The following is a 16101-nucleotide window of genomic DNA, read 5'->3' on the forward strand; positions in this document are numbered from 1 at the left end:
CGTAATCTAGTGGAAGATGGACTTGGGCGCGCGACGATTTACTCGAAATCTCTGTAAGTCTTACTTCATTTTATCTTTGGATGTCGCCGTAGGCATAGGCCTCCGCCGCCAAGTGACACGAAACCACACAAGCAATAGATGGTTTCGCTAAGGACTTGGTAATGCTATGCAAGCTTAAGCGGTCGATACTTACTTAGATTTTAACCCTTTTCATGGTGCCCGGTTGAATTACGCTGGCAAATTTGGCGCCGGGCTCACCTTGGATGGCCAGGGTTCCCGTTCGTCCGCCGATAGCCATGTTGAATCCTTTACCGCCACGGCGCATGGCCACGTGCCTGACGGCGCGGTGGTCATTGCCGACCCCAATCTGATCTTCCATGGCGAGTTCAAACGCACCGGCAGTGATCTCGTGCTCTCGCACGACGGTCACGACTTCGTCGTTCACGACTATTTCAGGGGCGACAAGCGCGCGGCGATCGCCTCGCCCGACGGCGCCCATCTTACCGGCGACATCGTCAGCGCGCTCACCGGCTACGTTCAGGTCGCGCAGGCTGCGCCCGGCGCCGCCGCGGCGCAGGTCATCGGTCACGTCACCAAGCTGACCGGCAGTGCGACCGTGGTCCGCAACGGCGTCTCGGTCATCCTCAACAATGGCGATAACGTCGAGAAGGGCGACGTGGTCTCGACCGGCTCGGACTCGACGCTCGGCATCACCTTCATCGACGGCACCGTGTTCGGCCTGTCCGCCAACGCGCGGATGGTGCTGAACGAGATGGTCTACGACCCCAACGGGTCGAATAATTCCTCGCTGCTCAGCCTGGTCGCGGGCACCATCACCTTCGTCGCCGGCGAGACCGCCAAGCACGGCGACATGAAGGTCGACACGCCGGTCGCCACCATGGGCATTCGCGGCACGGCGGTGCTGACCGAGATCGCGTTCGTCGTGCCCTCGGGTGGCGGCGACCCGCAGCCGCAGGCGAACTTCCAGGTGCTGGTCGAGCCGAACGGCACCACCGGCTCCTACATCCTGTTCGACAAGCAGACGCTGCTGCCGATCGCGACGGTCAACCAGGCCGGCCAGATGATCCAGATCAGCGGCGGCAACGTCTCGGTCACCAATGCACTGCTGTCCCCGGACGTGCAGAAGCTGATCAACGACGTGTTCACGCTGAAGTTCACCGACAACAACACCAACACCAAGCTCACCAACAACTCCACCGACAGCATCACCCAGACCGGCGACATCGTCCTGATCAAGAACCCGGACGGCACCACCGCACAGGCGATCTTCACCAACACCGTCGCCGGCGGTGCCGGCAGTCCTGCGCCGGGTGGGTCCGACAAGGGGGGTGTCGATCGAATTCCAGGCGCGCCGTTCGCAAGCGTCCTCGATGCCAACGGCAATGTGGTGACTGCGTTCGCCCTGACCGAGCACGCGAAGGCGACCGGCGACCACGGCGACGCCACCGGCGATGCCGTACCTCCCGATATCATCATCTTCAGGGTCAACTTCGTCGACCAAAACCTGGGCGACCGGCCGACGGTGTCGGTGGACCTCGATGCATCAAAATACACCTATACGGATTCCGGCCATCACGACGTCACTCCCTCGCTCACTGCTCTCCAGAAGCAGGATATTGCGGCGACGCAGGTCAAGATCGATGTTGTCGCCGATGGCGGCAACAACAACAACGGAACCGCGGTTGCAACCTACACGATCCCTGACCACGCGTTCGACTTCCTCGCCGACGGCGAAACGCTGACGCTGACTTACGTTGTCCACGTCAACAACAATTTCGCGGTCAACCCTGAAACCAAGGACATCCCGATCACCATCACGATCACCGGCACCAACGACAGGCCGGTGATCACGACCAGCGTGCCGACCATCACCTTCTCCGGCGGCACAAGCGTGCCGGGCGGGCCGCTCACCACCAACGTTCCGACCGCTGGCACCCTCACCTTCAAGGATGTCGACCTCACGGACACCCACACCGTGTCCGTGGCGCTGGCCAGCGCGAGCCTGCCGGACGGCACCACCGTGCCTCCCGGCCCGCTCGCCGCGTTCCAGAAGGCCATGTCGGTTGCGATCGGGACCGGCTTGGATTCAACCGGCACCGGCACCGGGACCATCAACTGGTCGCTGGCCGATCTGCCCGTCTATCTCGCCGACTTCATTCCGAAGGGCGAAGTGCTGACGCTGGTCTACACCGTCACGGTCGCCGACGAGCACAATGCGACCTCGCAACAGACCATCACCGTCACGCTCACGGGCACCGACGCCCCGGCGGTGGTTTGGATCGGGACGAACCAGCCCTCGGGTGGTTTCTGGAAGGACGCTGCGAACTGGGAAACCGGCACGGTTCCGACCAGCAAGGATGACGTCATCATCATCACCGATCAGCTGCATGGGCTGACGCCGTCCTATCCCGTCACGATCGACGCTGCCGCGTACGGCAAGTCGCTCACGATGGATGATTACGACACAACGGTGCACCACACGGCGCCGGAGGTCATCAATCACAGCACGTTGACGCTCGGGGGCAAGCTCACGCTCAATGCCGATGCGAAGTTCACCAATGCGGCTGACGGCACCGTTCTTGTCGGCGGCGCGATCGATGTCGAGACGATCACCAGGACGAACGGCGACGTCGTCGCCAGTACCGCCAAGATTACCAACGCGGGCCAGCTCACGCTCGCGGCAGGCGGCAAGATCGACACGCTGACCACCATCACCAATTCCGGCACAATCGAATTGTCGGGCGGCACGCTCACGCTGGACACCGGCATCGCCAATGCCGGCGGTACCGTGCAGGTCGATTCCGTCGCGACGCTGGTCGCCGACGCCGTGACGATCGACGGCGGCACCCTCGCCATTCTCGGCACGCTGGAGCTCGACGGCACCAACCTGATCGAGAACGGCACGCTGAACAATTCCGGCGCGGTCCACGTCAAGGGTGCGGTCGAGTTTGCGAACGAGACCGTCGGCAATTTGTCCCTCGGCACGATCGAAGTCTTTGCGGGTGCTGTGCTGACGATCGACAAAGGCTCGATCGTCAACAACGCCGGCAACGTCAGCGTCGACGCCCATGCGGAGATGTTCCTGAACGACGCCACGATCAGCGGCGGTGTCGTATCGATCGAGGCGGGCTCGACGCTCGATCTTTCTACCGCGACGATCGACGGCGGCACGCTGACGCTTGCCGGTACGCTGGAATCGACCGGTGCGAGCGCCATCAGCAATGCCGACATCACCAACACCGGCACGATATCAGTCACCAGCGGCACGCTGACGATCGACCCCGTCGTCATCCATACGCTCACCAACAGCAAGCTGCTCCAGGCCAACGGCGGCGAGCTCGACGTCATCGGCGAGGCCATTGTCAACACTGCTGATATCAAGGCGATCAATAGCGGCATTCTGAAGCTGTCGAGCCTCAACGTGACCAACAATAGTGGCGCGGTCACCGTTGACGGCACCTCGAAGCTCTATCTGACGGTGGCTTCGATCAACGGCGGCAGCCTCAACAATTCCGGCCATCTCTACGGCGTCTCCGGCTTCAACACGATTTCGGCCGGCATCACCAACACCGGCACGATCGAGGTGCAGGCGGGGACACTGAACCTCTCCGGCGGCCTCGCGGACGCCGGCTCGCTGGTCATCGACGATGGCGCAACGCTGGAGCTCGCCGGCGCGACGGCGCAGACCGTGACCTTCGCCGGCGGCGCCGATACGCTTCAGCTCGACAAGGTCGTCGGCCAGAGCTTTACCGGCACCATCACCGGCCAGTCCTCGACCGGCGGCACGTTCACGGTCACCGGCGCGGCCGACATCACGACCTCGAGCGGTGATGCGCTGGATTTCACTGCATCCGGCGGCATGGCCGGCGCACCAGGCAACGTCGTGCTCACGCCCAGCGGCACGCTGAAGGGCGCGGCGAATGGCGTCGTCGTCACCCAGAATGGTGCCGGCAACATCTCGCTGACCGCGACAGGTGACATCACCGGGCTCGCCGGCAACGGCATCGCGCTGACCGACAGCGCGACGGCTTCGGGCAACATCACGATCGACAATCTCACCGGCAAGGCGACGGGCACCGGGGCGGATTCGGAAGGCATTCTGGTCGAGAATCTGAATGCCGCCAACGCCGGCGACATCTCGATCACCCAGCTTGGCGGCGCGGCCGGCGCTGCCTACGGCATCGATGCAACGACCCACGGCGACGGCGACGTCACCATCGATGCCGGCGGCAACGTGACGGGTAGCTCGATTTATGCCATCCGGGCGCGCAGTTACGGCGTCGGTGACATCAAGGTCACGACCGAATCGGGTAGCGTCTTGACCTCGGACAGCACCGGAATCGTCGCCGTCAATCGGGCGATCTCGCTCGATGCGTCCGAGGACAGCACGATCACCGTCAATGCGCATGGCACGATCAACTCCGGCAGCAGCCTGAACCAGAGCGGCAATACGCCAGCCGGCATCCAGGCCGGCTACACCGGTGCGACCACCGGTTCGGTGGCCAACACGGATGTAAACGGCAGCGTCGTCGTCAACAACTACGCCGATATCACTTCTGGCGGCTATGGCATCCACGCCTACAACTACGGCAATGGTGATGTCACGGTGAATGATGGCGCCGGCACCACCGTGACCGGCGCGGTGGCGGGCATCAAGGCATCGGCGGTCAGCGGCGGCACGGGCGACGTGATCGTCAACATCGGTGCCAATGCTCATGTCGAGGCAACGTCAGGCTACGGCATCGATGCCTACAGCCTCAACGCCGGTGACATCAGCGTCGTGATGTCACATGGCGACGTCCTCAGGTCGGGCAGTGTCGGTATTGACGCCGTCAACGAGGCGACCGCGATCGGCAGCGACGTGCACAGCACGATCTTCGTCAGCGCCCACGGAACGATCCACTCCGGCGTGATCAACACCAAGAGCAACCATGCACCGGCCGGCATCATGGCCGGATACACCGGCGGTGGCAGCAATTTCGACGGTGCGGTCCATGGTGACGTCACGGTCCAGAGCGATGCCACGATCATCACTGATGCGGGCTCGGGCATTGCGGCTTTCACGCAAGGCGTTGGCACGGTCACTGTGACGACGGGCGAGGATTCCTCGATCACGGCCGCAGGCACCGCGATCAACGTGTTCGATCTCGGCGGGGGTGACATCAATGTCACCAATGGAGGCTCCGCCACCGGTGCAGCCGGCCTCACGGCTTTCGGCAATGGCGCCGCCAACATCACCATAACCAATGACGGCCGCATCACCGGCACGAGTGGCGTCGGAATCGGCGTAACGCAGGCGTTCAACGCGACGGGCCAGGTTCACATCACCAACGATGCGGACGGCCACGTCACCGGCGCGGACGGCTTTGCGGCGATTTCGGTGCATGCGGGCAGTTCGGCCTCGGTTCTGATCGACAATTCCGGAACGATCGGGCTCGACGATGCCGGATCCGTGACGTCGACGACCTCGGCGATCGTCGAGACCGGCGGTCCCGTCACCATCAACAACAGCGGGCACATCAACGGCAACATCTCGGTCGCCAGCGCCACGTTCGACAACAAGGCGGCTGGCACCTGGACGGTTTCAGGTACGAGCGTGTTCGGTACGCTGTCCAAGATCGACAATGCCGGCGAAATCGATCTCCATGACGGCGCCTCGGTCTCGAGTGCAGACGGGGTGAGCTTCGGCATCACCAACTCCGGCAAGATCGAGAGCTGGGGGACCACCTCGATCACCGGCAGCATCACCAACACCAACACGATCGAGATCCATACCGACGGCACCCTGTCGCTGTTCGGTTCGCTGTCCGGCTCCGGCTCGGTCACGATCGATGCCAATGCGACGCTCGATGTCGACGCCGCGGTGTCGCAGACGATCACCTTCAACGGCGGCGGCGCCGAGCTCCAGATCGACACGTCCAGCTTCGGCGGGTCGGTTGCAGGCTTTGCGTCGACCGACAAGCTCGACCTGTCGACCATCGAGTTCGACGGCGGTACCTCCGCGACCTACGATTCCGCGACCGGCGATCTCGTCGTCAGCGATGCCTACGGCCACAGCATCACGGTGAAGCTCACCGGAGGGGACTACAGCAACGCGCATTTTGCCGGTAGCAGCGACGGCCATGGCGGCACGCTGATCACGCTCAACGCCGCCGACGACGCGCCGGCGTTCAACGCCGCCGAGACGTCGCCGAGCGTCAGCTTCGCCGAGCTTGACAACAAAACCGGCGACGCCACGATGGATCCGGCGTCGGGCGGCACCGGCACCATCGATTTCACCGACATCGATCTGACCGAGCGGCCGACGGCGAAGATCACCCATCAAGACGTGACCTGGCTTGCCGCCGATCACACCACGGCTCTGACCCTGACGCCGGACGAGATCTCCGCGCTCGAACACGCGCTGACGCTGCAGCAGACCGGCAACAAGAACAACGGCACCGTCGGCTGGAGCTACTCGATCGCCGACAGCGCGCTGGATTTCCTCGGGCAGGGCCAGACCGCGACGGTGGTCTCCACCATCACGCTCGACGACGGCCACAAGTCCGACACGGCCGAGGTCACCGTCACGATATCGGGCGCGAACGATGCGCCGGCCCTCGCCGATCTCGACATCGGCACGCTCGCCGATACGGGCGTCTCCGACAGCTTCGCCGATCTCACCGGCAAGCTGGCCGGCACCGATGCCGACACCGGCGAGACGGCGACGCTGAGCTACGCCTTGCTCGATGCCGAGCACAACGCGACGACGACGGTGGTGGGACAGTACGGTTCGCTGACGGTTGATTCCAGCGGCAACTACGACTACGTGCCCGACTCTGCGGCAATCAACGCGTTGCAGGCAGGCGCCTATGTCGACACGTTCACGGTCCAAACCACGGACGCGCATGGCGCGCACGGCACCGCGACGCTGACGGTGAACGTTAACGGCGCCAACGATGCCCCGACGCTCGACGGCACGACGCTGGATTCCGTCGCTGCCGACAACACCAATCCGACCGGCAGCGCCGTCAGCGACCTCTTCGCGGGCAAGTTCCACGACGTCGATACCGGCGCGAGCTTCAAGGCGATCGCGGTCAGCGCCGACAACGCCACGTCGGACCAGGGCAGCTGGCAATACGAGATCGCCGGCACCGACCAGTGGGTCGATATTTTCGGCGTCAGCAATACCAATGCGCTGGTGCTCAGCACTGATACGCTGATCCGCTTCGTTCCGAATGAAAGTTTCAGCGGCACGCCCGGCACGCTCGATGTCCACGCGATCGACAACACCTATACTGGCGCGGTCAGTGCCAGCTCCCCGGTCTCGATCGACATCTCCGGCGCCGGCCACGGCGGCACGACGCCGGTGTCGGACCAGGCTGCCTCGATAGGCACGGAAGTGACGGCGCCGGCGGAGGTTGAAATGGCCGTCGCTCCGGTCCTGTCGCTTGGGCCGAATACGAGCATCTATCCCACGGATGGCTCGGCGCTTCTGACCCCGCTGTCGCTGCATGCCGGTGACATCGTCAGTGTTGATTGGAATTTCACCACTGATGACTATCTGCCGTACAACGACTTTGCCTTCGCAAGCGTAAATGGCGCCGCGTTCCTGTTATCGGACATCGAGGCGACCGGAAGCTATGGCTCGACCGGCTGGCACACATTTACCTATAAGATTCAGACCGACGGCACCTACGCCTTTGGCGCAGGTGTGATGAACGAGAAGGACTATGCAGTTACGTCCTTCCTGGTCGTCGACAATATCCGGGTGAACGGCGAGGTCCTGCAGAGCTTCGAGAATGGCTTCGGCGACACCCGCGTCACCGGTCAGGTCGCCATCGTCTCGACGGCGCACAGCGATGTCAACGGCTCCCAAATTGTCCCGACTGACGGAAACTTTGAAGCGTTTTTGAGCTCATATCCCACGTACACGGCTTCGATCGAGGACTTCCTGGGGCTTAGTTCCGGCGAGTTGTCCAATATTGCCAAATCGGAAGGGCCTGAGCACACCCCAATCAACGTTCCGATCACGGTCACCATCCCGACCGGCGCGCACCCCGACGACACCTACGTGACGATCGCAGGTGCGCCCGTCGGTTCGGAATTCAACTACGGAACCTACGACGCCGGCAACAACACTTGGCACATCGAGGCCACCGATCTCGGTGGCAACCTCACGCTGACGACGCCGGTCGGCTATGCCGGCAGCTTTAACATCACGGTGACCGCAACGAGCGTCGTCGACAGCAGCCATACCTCCGCGACGACCTTGCCTCAGACTCACGCCGTCACGATCGATCCGCTCGCTGGTCCCGAAATCGATACGACCCATTTCACTGTGTCGGAAAATCCGGACGGCACGACGTCCGTGCTTGGTTTGGCAATCACCGACGAAGATCCCGCGGCACCGTCAGAAGCATTTGCGCTCAGCGCCACGACTCAAGCAGAGGGATCAAGCGTTTCTCCGGCAACGGGGGCCGGCAATCTAAACGACATCAATTCCCTCTTGGCGAGCGGTGTCACCTACGCTCCGGGAGAGGACAAGCCGGCGACGGACATGGTCACGTTCAAGGTCACCGACAATTTCGGCGCCAGCGACTCCGTCAACTTCATCTTCAATGAGGGCGGCTCGGGACCGGTCTCGCTGGTCGGCACCAGCGGCAAGGACGTGTTGTTCGCGAGCGGGCAAAGCGACACGTTGGACGGCAAAGGCGGGCAGGACCAGTTTGTGTTCGCGCCAAAATCCTTTTCGGATACGGTCCAGCACACGGTCTACGAATTCGACACCACGCTCGACAAGATCGACGTACGCCAGTTCGACATCATCAACTCGTTCGGCGATATCACCCTCACCCAGCAGAATGCCGATACGCTGGTCCGGCTGGACGATCACGAGACGATCCTGTTGAAGAATGTCGTTGTCAACAACCTGCATGCCAGCGACTTCATCGTCACCAATCACTCCGTCGGTGGCTCCGTGTAACGAGGCTGGTCGCGGCCAAAAAGACCGTATCGTCCGCCGATGGGGCATGGCAATTTGCAGGCCTTCGCTGCATGATCGGTCCAACGGAGGCGGCGCGCGGCAGGAACTTCGACCAACATGAAACGTCTCAAGATCCTGCGCCGGTGGTTTGCGCGAAAGTTCGGCTTGGCGCGGCTGCTGTGCCTTTCGCTGCTGGTCGTGTTCGCAGCTCTGCGCGTCTGGGATCCGCCGCCGGTACAGGAGCTGCGGCTGCGCGTCTTCGACATATTCCAGCATGTCGACCCTCGCCACAAGACGGTGCGGCCGGTCACCATCGTTGATATCGACGACAAGAGCCTCGCCAAGTTCGGTCAATGGCCGTGGTCGCGCACGCGGATCGCGGACATGATCACCAACCTCACCAATCTCGGCGCGGTGGCGATCGGTTTCGACGTGGTGTTTTCCGAACCCGACCGGCTCAATCCGGATCTCGTCGCCAACCAGATGCGTTATCTTGATGATGCCACCCGTGCCAGGCTGCGCGAGCTGCCGAGCAACGATCAGGTCCTTTCTGATGCCATCAAGCGCTCGCGCGTGGTGCTGGGCGAGACCGGGCAGCAGGAGATCACGTCCGACATCGACAAGACGCTGCCCTTTACTGGCGTTGCCACGGTTGGCGAAGCGAACGCCGAGCGCTTCATGTTCGAATTCCCCGGGCTGCTCCGCAACGTGCCTGTGATCGAGAAAGTCGCGGCAGGTCGCGGCCTGTTCAGTATTCCGACCGAGCGCGACGGTCTGATCCGCCGCGTGCCGATGATCATGCGGGCCCAGGGCAACACCATGCCCTCGCTCAACCTCGAGATCTTGCGCGTCGTCACGGGAACGCCGACGCTGCTGGTTCGCACCGACAAGACTGGCATCCGCGCCATTCGCCTCAAGGGCGTCGAGATCCCGACCGACAAGAACGGTCAGTTGTGGGTGCACTATGCGCGTCAGGATCCATCGATTTATGTCTCGGCGGCCGACGTTCTCGATAATTCGGTGCCGCCGAGCAAGATCAACGGCAAGCTGGTGTTGATCGGCACGTCCGCCGTCGGGCTGAACGATCTCAAAACCACGCCGGTGTCGGCGAACATGCCGGGCGTCGAGATCCACGCCCAGGTACTCGAAAGCGTACTGACCGGCGCGGTCATCTCGCAGCCGAACTACGCGCTCGGCGTCGAGTTGATAACCGCACTGATCATCGGCATCCTCGTCATCATCTTCACCCCGAATCTCGGCCCCGTTCGGCTGGTGCTGGCCGGCGCGATGTTTGCCGCGGTCCTGTTCGGTACGTCCTGGTTCTTCTACTGGAAATACCGCTACCTGATCGACTTCACCTATCCGCTGCTGTCGACCACCGCGATCTACCTCACCTTCATCTTCGCGAGCTTCGTGCGCGAGCAGCGCCAGCGCGTGCAGATCCGCGGCATCTTCGCCCAATACATGTCGCCGGTGCTGGTCGAGCAGCTGGCGCAATCGCCGGAGAAAGTCGTGCTCGGCGGCGAGGAGCGCGAGATGACGATCATGTTCTCCGATGTGCGCGGCTTCACCACCATCTCGGAGAGCTACAAGCACGATCCGCAAGGCCTGATCGCGCTGATGAACCGCTTCCTGACGCCGCTGACGGACGTGATCATCGAGCAGAAGGGTTACGTCGACAAATATATGGGCGACGCCATCATGGCGTTCTGGAACGCGCCGCTCGACGATGCCGAGCACCAGGTCCATGCCTGCGAAGCCGCGATCCAGATGCTCGAGAAGATCGACGTGGTCAACAGGGAGCGCGAGCAGGAAGCGGCCGACGGCGGCCACGTCTACATCCCGCTCAATGTCGGCATCGGCCTCAACACCGGCATCGGCGTGGTCGGCAACATGGGCTCCGATCTGAAGAAGAACTATTCGGTGCTCGGCGACAGCGTGAACCTCGCCTCGCGCCTGGAAGGCCAGACCAAGGAATACGGCTTTCCGATCATCGTCGGCTCGCGGACGGCGCTCGCCGCCAAGGACCGGTTCGCGATCCTCGAGCTCGACTTCATCATGGTCAAGGGCAAGACCGAGCCGGAGGTGATCTATGCCATCGCGGGCCGCGAGGACGTGATGCAGTCGGCCGCGTTCCAGCGCCTGCGCAACATCACCATCGAGATGCTCGGCTGCTACCGCAATCGCGACTGGCAGGGCGCGCTCGACGCCATCGAGCGCGGCCGCCGCAGCGAGGACGCCGACACGCTGGAAAAGCTGTTCAAGCTCTACGAAGCGCGCATCAGCGAGTTCGAAGCCAATCCGCCGCCGGAGGGCTGGACCGGCGCATATGCGCTGCTGACGAAGTAGGCGGCTACGCTAACGCTCCCGTAGGGTGGGCAAAGGCGCGTAAGCGCCGTGCCCACGACCTTTCGCCGAATGTCGAGGTGGTGGGCACGCTACGCTTTGCCCACCCTACGGCACCTATGCTCGCCGCCTTCACTCCACCCCGATCGTGGTCAAATCCTGGAACCAGTGCTGCGCCTGCACGAACTGCTTGATCTTCGGCGACAGCGCGTGCGGGTTGGTGTCGTGCACGACCCAGACCAGCACGGCATCGTCGACGACAAGCGCATGGGCCCGGGCCAGCAGTTCGTCCTGCTTGGCGCTGTCGAAGGTCTGCTTGGCCTGGTCGATCAGCGCGTCGACCTCAGGGTTCTTGTAGCCGCCCCAGTTGACGCCGACAGGCGCGATCTGGCCGGAGTGGAAGAAGCGGACGATGGCGTAGAGCGGGTCTGACGTGACATAGGCGATGTTGTTGGCGGTGATGCCGGCATTCATCTCGTCGGCGGCGCCCTTGCGCCAATGCGTATAGAGCGTCTCGAGCTCGACCACCTTGAAGTCGATCTCGATGCCGATCTCCTTGAAACTCTGCTGCAGGAATTCGTTCATCGGCAGCGACAGCATCTGGCCGGTACCGCCCTGCGCGATGATGAAGGTGGTCTTCAGCGGCTTTGCTTTGGAATAGCCGGCTTCCTCGACCAGCTTCTTCGCGGCGGCGAGATCGTACTTCAATTCAAAACTCGGCTTGCCGAACCATGGGCTCGACGGGTCGACCTGGCCCTTGGCGGGTTTGGCGAGGCCGTTCATCAGGCCGACGACCTCGTCACGGTTGATGGCAAGGTTCAGTGCCTTGCGCAGGCGGATGTCGGTCCAGGGCGAACCCGGCAGCACGCTGAGATGATAATTCCAGACATGCGGCGTGACGTTGTCGACGAGCTTCATGCCGGCGGCTTTGAGCTGCGGTACGGCATCGGGAGCCGGCGTCTCGATCAGGTCGACCTGGCCGGCGAGTAGCGCATTGGTGCGCGTCAGCGCTTCCGGCATCGGCACCAGCACGATCTTGTCGACCTTGGGAATCCGCTTCGCGTTCCAATAGTCCGGATTCTTGGCTAGCTCGGCGAGCTCGCGCGGCACCAGCTTTGTCAGCTTGAACGGGCCGGTGCCGGAGGGCTGGCTTGCGAACTTGTCCCAGTCCTTGCCGAGCTTCTCATATTGCGCGGGGCTCGACACCAGGAACCACAGCATCTGATAGGGAAAGAAGGAATCGACCGTCTTGGTCGTGATCTCCACGGTGAAGTCGTCGATCTTGGCGTAGCTGGCGACCGAGGGCAGGCGGGTCTTCACCTGCGCGCTCTGGCGCTTGTCGAATTGCGGCGCCTTGTCGTTGAGCACCTTGTCGAGATTCCAGATCACCGCATCGGCGTTGAACTCGCTGCCGTCGTGAAACTTCACGCCCTTGCGCAGGGCGAAGCGCCACTTGGTCTTGTCGTTGTCGTCGACCTTCCATTCGGTCGCGAGCCCCGGCACCAGCTTGCCCGGGCGGTCGGCGACGTCCATCTCCCAGGCCACCAGCGGATCGTAGATGGTGTAGGCCGTGAACTGGTAGGCGCCGGCGCCGCGATCGGGCTGGCCTGATGTCAGCGGAATATCCGCCATCGAGATGCCGTAGCGCACCACCGTCTCGGCGCGCGCCGAGAGCGCTGATATCGCCAGCGCAAGCGCGGCGAGACAGGTCGTGAAACGAATACGCATGGCCCAAGCTCCCAGGAGAAATTCGGGGCCAAACCTGCAATCTTGATGCCAGAATAGGCAGGGCGGTGCCCATGCACACGCGCGATCACAAGGACTTGTCGTCGCAGGGGCAATTTGCAGAATAACTTTCCTCCACTGGCATAGCCATTGCATACGTTTGCATCAAAATTAATCATCGTTTCCGGGAAAAGGACGACGGCAATGCTTATCAAGACAACCGCGCGCGCAGCACTGATTGCTGCACTCGCCCTGACCTCTGCGGCCGCCTGGCCGCGCGCGGCCGGGGCCGAGACCGTGCTGCGCATCGGCATGACCGCGGCGGACATTCCGCGCACGCTCGGTCAGCCCGATCAGGGTTTTGAAGGCAATCGCTTCACCGGCCTCACCATGTATGACGCGCTCACCGGCTGGGACCTGTCGTCCGCCGACAAGCCGAGCGTGGTCATCCCCGGCCTTGCGACCGAATGGAAGGTCGACGATGCCGACAAGACCAAATGGACCTTCAAGCTGCGCCCCGGCGTCACCTTCCATGACGGCACGCCGTTCAATGCCGATGCCGTGGTGTGGAACGTCGACAAGGTCTTGAAGCAGGACGCGCCGCAGTTCGATCCGAGCCAGGTCGGCGTCACCGCCTCGCGCATGCCGACGCTGGCCTCCGCGAAGAAGATCGACGACATGACCGTCGAGCTCACCACCAAGGAGCCCGACAGCTTCCTGCCGATCAATCTCACCAATCTGTTCATGGCGAGCCCGGCGAAGTGGCAGCATTTCTATGAAAAGGCCGAAGGCACTGATGCCAAGGCCAAGTCGCAGGCCGCCTGGGCCGCCTTTGCCAAGGACGCCGCGGGCACCGGCCCATGGAAGATGGCGAGCTTCACCCCGCGCGAGCGGCTCGAGCTGGTCAAGAACGCTGACTATTGGAACAAGGCCCGCGTGCCCAAGATCGACAAGATGGTGCTGTTGCCGATGCCGGAGGCCAACGCGCGCACCGCGGCGCTGCTGTCCGGCCAGGTCGATTGGGTGGAGGCGCCGGCGCCGGATGCGCTGCCCGAGCTGAAGCAGCGCGGCTTCAAGCTCTACGCCAACGAGCAGCCGCATGTCTGGCCGTGGCAGTTCTCGCGCGTCGAGGGCTCGCCCTGGAACGACATCCGCGTGCGCAAGGCCGCCAATCTCTGCGTCGATCGCGAAGGCCTCAAGGATGGGCTGCTTGCGGGGCTCATGGTGCCCGCATCAGGCACCTTCGAGCCCGGCCATCCCTGGCGGGGAAAACCGACCTTCGAGATCAAGTACGACAAGCCGGCCGCGCAAAAGCTGATGCAGGAGGCCGGCTTCGGTCCGAACAAGAAGCTGACGGTGAAGATCCAGACGTCGGCTTCGGGCTCGGGCCAGATGCAGCCGCTGCCGATGAACGAATATCTCCAGCAGGCGCTCGCCGAATGCTATTTCGACGTGCAGCTCGATGTCATCGAGTGGAATACGCTGTTCACCAACTGGCGCCGCGGCGCCAAGGACCCTTCGGCCAACGGTTCGAACGCGACCAACGTCACCTATGCGGCGATGGACCCGTTCTTCGCGCTGGTGCGCTTCCTGCAATCGGGCATGGCCCCGCCGGTCTCGAACAATTGGGGTTATATCAACAATCCCAAATTCGACGAGCTGGTCAAGACGGCGCGGCAGACCTTCGATCCCGCCGCGCGCGACGCCGCGCTCGCCGAGTTGCACGCAGCCTCCGTCGACGACGCCGCCTTCCTCTACGTCGCCCACGACGTCGGCCCGCGCGCCATGAGCCCGAAAGTGACAGGCGTGATCCAGCCGAAGAGCTGGTTCATCGACTTCTCGCCGATTGCGATGCAGTGAGGTGATCGTCGCATCCAGGTCTCCCGTCATTCCGGGGCGATGCGCAGCATCGAACCCGGAATCTCGAGATTCCGGGTCTGGTCCTTCGGACCATCCCGGAATGACGGGGCTAAGTAAAATACGTGGGTGCCCGGGCCTTCGCCTCGCCGGAGCGGCTTCGGCCGAGCAGGCGGGACAAGCCCGGCCATGACGGCATCTCCGCGCTAACCGAGTAACCAAACGTGCTCGCCTATACTGCCAGACGCATCGTCTATGTCATCCCGATCGTCATCAGCGTCGCGCTGGTGTGCTTTCTGCTCGTGCACATCACGCCGGGTGATCCGCTGGTCGCGGTGCTCCCCGCCGATGCCTCGCAGGAGCTCGCGGCGCAGCTCCGCGCCGCCTACGGTTTCGACCGGCCGCTGCCGGTGCAGTTCGGGCTCTGGCTGTTGCGCGCGTTGCATGGCGACCTCGGCAATTCCATCGCGACCGGCCGCCCGGTGCTGGCCGAAGTCATGCGTGCGGTCGGCAACACGGTGACGCTGGCGATTGCCGCGGCCGTCATCGGCTTCACCATGGGCATCCTGCTCGGCCTGATCGCCGGCTATTTCCGCGAGACCTGGATCGACAAGGTCGCGACCTCGTTTGCCATCGCCGGCGTCTCGGTGCCGCATTACTGGCTCGGCATGGTGCTGGTCATCATCTTCTCGGTCGAGCTGAACTGGCTGCCCGCGGTCGGCGCCGGGCCCAACGGCTCCAATTCCTGGGCCTGGGACTGGGCGCATCTGCAATATCTCGTGCTGCCGGCGATCACGACCTCGGTGATCCCGATGGGCATCGTCACCCGCACCGTGCGCGCACTCACCGGCGATATTCTCTCGCAGGACTTCGTCGAGGCGTTGCGCGCCAAGGGGCTGCACGAACGCGGGGTGTTCCGCCACGTCATCAAGAACGCCGCCCCGACCGCGCTCGCGGTGATGGGGCTCCAGCTCGGCTACATGCTCGGCGGCTCGATCCTGATCGAGACCGTGTTCTCCTGGCCGGGCTCCGGCTTCCTGCTCAACTCCGCAATCTTCCAGCGCGACCTGCCGCTGTTGCAGGGCACGATTCTGGTGCTGGCGCTGTTCTTCGTTGTCCTCAACCTCCTGGTCGACATCGCTCAAGCCGCGATCGACCCGCGCATCAAGCGGGGCTAGCGGGATGAG

General features: G+C 63.2%; 5 protein-coding genes. 4 read left to right on the top strand and 1 reads right to left on the bottom strand.

The genetic code is table 11. From position 1 onward, the window contains the following. Positions 1-223 precede the first annotated feature (223 nt). On the top strand, positions 224-8986 hold the full coding sequence (locus XH80_RS14405; protein ID WP_442869144.1) for a VCBS domain-containing protein: 8763 nt from the start codon (positions 224-226) through the stop codon (positions 8984-8986). Positions 8987-9103: 117 nt separating this feature from the next. Next, positions 9104-11335, top strand: a complete 2232-nt coding sequence (locus XH80_RS14410) for a CHASE2 domain-containing protein (protein ID WP_271599126.1) — start codon at positions 9104-9106, stop codon at positions 11333-11335. Positions 11336-11464: 129 nt separating this feature from the next. Here the strand turns inward: XH80_RS14410 and XH80_RS14415 are convergent, their stop codons facing one another. After that, on the bottom strand, positions 11465-13060 hold the full coding sequence (locus XH80_RS14415) for an ABC transporter substrate-binding protein (RefSeq protein ID WP_271599127.1): 1596 nt from the start codon (positions 13058-13060) through the stop codon (positions 11465-11467). Positions 13061-13261: 201 nt separating this feature from the next. On the opposite strand from XH80_RS14415, the gene XH80_RS14420 reads away from it, so the two are divergent. Together XH80_RS14420 and XH80_RS14425 are read left to right on the top strand one after the other, a co-directional pair. Further along, positions 13262-14917: an ABC transporter substrate-binding protein gene (locus XH80_RS14420; protein WP_271599128.1), complete on the top strand. Its 1656-nt coding sequence runs from the start codon at positions 13262-13264 to the stop codon at positions 14915-14917. A 221-nt stretch (positions 14918-15138) separates the two neighbouring features. Next, complete coding sequence (locus tag XH80_RS14425) at positions 15139-16092, top strand: ABC transporter permease (protein ID WP_271599129.1); 954 nt, start codon at positions 15139-15141, stop codon at positions 16090-16092. Positions 16093-16101: the final 9 nt, after the last annotated feature.

Source organism: Bradyrhizobium sp. CCBAU 45384, from assembly GCF_028128665.1.
GTDB classification, from domain to species: Bacteria; Pseudomonadota; Alphaproteobacteria; order Rhizobiales; family Xanthobacteraceae; genus Bradyrhizobium; species Bradyrhizobium manausense.

Coding starts and splice junctions, on each gene's coding strand:
- XH80_RS14415 (WP_271599127.1), bottom strand. CDS start 13,060: ATGCGTATTCGTTTCACGACCTGTCTCGCCGCGCTTGCGCTGGCGATA.
- XH80_RS14420 (WP_271599128.1), top strand. CDS start 13,262: ATGCTTATCAAGACAACCGCGCGCGCAGCACTGATTGCTGCACTCGCC.
- XH80_RS14410 (WP_271599126.1), top strand. CDS start 9,104: ATGAAACGTCTCAAGATCCTGCGCCGGTGGTTTGCGCGAAAGTTCGGC.